This is a genomic window from Streptomyces niveiscabiei (assembly GCF_001419795.1).
Classification (GTDB): Bacteria; Actinomycetota; Actinomycetes; order Streptomycetales; family Streptomycetaceae; genus Streptomyces; species Streptomyces niveiscabiei.
On record NZ_LIRL01000779.1, the window covers coordinates 1 to 1,943 of the forward strand.

The 1,943-nt window shown below is 71.1% G+C and carries 2 protein-coding genes and 1 pseudogene; all 3 read left to right on the plus strand.

What is annotated here, in order from left to right; translation table 11 throughout:
- The coding region (locus AOK24_RS33415; RefSeq protein WP_159052066.1) for an NUDIX domain-containing protein at positions 1-457 on the plus strand (457 nt) is incomplete at its 5' end.
- A gap of 227 nt (positions 458-684) precedes the next feature.
- Positions 685-978: pseudogene (locus AOK24_RS51460) on the plus strand (ASCH domain-containing protein); the annotation flags it as partial.
- A gap of 56 nt (positions 979-1,034) precedes the next feature.
- A partial coding sequence (locus AOK24_RS51465) for an NUDIX domain-containing protein (protein WP_240554248.1) occupies positions 1,035-1,463 on the plus strand: 429 nt, incomplete at its 3' end.
- Between the last annotated feature and the right edge of the window lie 480 nt (positions 1,464-1,943).

The following is a 1,943-nucleotide window of genomic DNA, read 5'->3' on the forward strand; positions in this document are numbered from 1 at the left end:
CGGCGCGCTGCCGATGCTGCCCGGCGGCACCGTGGAGAGCACCGACGCGACGCCCGAGGACACCCTCCACCGCGAAGCCGCCGAGGAGGCCCAGCTCACCCTGGCCGACCCGGTGCGGCTGGGCTGGGTCCTCGACGAGACCGGCGAGGTCTACGGCGGCGTCGGCCCCAACGCCCGGCTCCGCCTGGCCGCCCGGGTCACCTCCGTCGGACCGGCAACCCTCGACCCCGCCACCGGCCGCCCCTTCGCCCGCCTGCTCACCACCCCCGCCCAGGCAGCCGCCCTGCTGGGTTGGGGCCCGCCCGGAGCACGCCAGGCCCGCCTCGCGGCGCGGACAGCCCGCGAGCGGTGGGGCCTGCCCGCCCCTCGCCCGTCCGCCGTCGAGGAGATCCCGGCGGAGGGCATGCCGCTGAGCAGCACCCGCCGGGCCTCCCCCGCGAAGTCGAACCGCCGGTGATACGGCAGCCGTTCGGCACCGGCATCCACCCGGGCCCAGGCGAACCCGGCAACCAGAACTACGACGTCCGGTTCCTCTCCCGCCACTTGATACCGCAGGAAAAAGAGGCCGACGGCATCAAGCTCCCTGCGCGACAAGCTGCGACCCACACGAACGCGGCCACCACTCCCCCGCCCGGGGGCAGTTCCGAGGCCGCGACGGACAGACCGCATCGAACGGAGACACACGTGCCTGACGACACCCGGCAGAAGGTCCCGGCCGTCCCGGCTCCGGTGACCGGAGGTCAACCCCGGGAGCACCACATGCACCTGCTCGGGCGCTACTACCGCCAAGTGGAAGCGGGCCGCAAGACCATCGAGGTGAGGGTGGCGACTCCCCAGAAGCGCGCTGTCGCGGCCGGGGACACGGTCGTCTTCCACGACCGCGACACCGGGCGGGAACTCGACGTCACCGTGCGGCGGATCACTCCGTACCCCTCCTTCGAGGACCTGCTCAGCTCGGAGGACACCGGACGCATCGACNNGTCCTCGCTCTCGCCTTCGACCACCGCCCTGCCCGGCCCGGCCGCCCCCTGCCGATGACGCCCAGCGACTACGCGCGGACCGTCCCTCACCACACGGTGTACGGCTGCCTGTTCATCCGCGACGAACACGACCGGCCGATCCAGTTGCGCTCGGTCTACGGCTCACGGCCCTGGCAGTTCCCGGGCGGCAACCTCGACGCCGTGGGCGAGGACCCGTTCCGGACGGCCCGGCGCGAGGCGGTCGAGGAGACGGGCCTCGAACTCGGTGTGGACGGGCCGAAGTTGATCCTGACGCACTTCCTGCACGCCGGACCCCACCAGCCGCTGAACAAGGTGGGGTTCGTCTTCGACGGAGGACGGCTCACCGCCGGCCAACTCGACCGGATCCGCATCGACCCCGCCGAGCACGACATGTGGGCCGTCCACGACCTCGCGACCTGGCAGGAACTGATGGACCCGCGCGCCTACGCCCGCCTCGCCGCGNNCGCGGCGAGGGCCCCGCCTACCTGGTCACGCACACCTGACGGGACCGGGCGGCGGATACGCCTGCGGACAGGGTGCGAGTTCTTACGGACGTATGACGCGGCACCGAAGTCACTCCCGTCACGCCGGTCCCGCCCACCACACTGACCAGGACATGACGTCGGCGTACCTCGGACCTGACGAGCCGTCATGGTTCGAGGCGCCGCGCAGAAGCCCTCTTTCCTCTCCCGACACCACGGAGATTCTCTGGGGGTTCCGAACCTGTGGCGTGACGTTGTTGGAGACCCTCTCGTTGGGAGCCGGAGGTCGGTTCTCAGGGGGTGTCGCTCTGTGGCCGGTCGTTGCATAGGTCTCAGAGCAAGAGGTGAAAAGTGAGGGCTTTCCCGGTTCGGATGCCGTCCGGAACGCGGTACTGGACGGTCATCGATGACGGGTTGGACGTGGTGCGGCCAGCGGATCAATGGCTGCGCCATCTCCGCT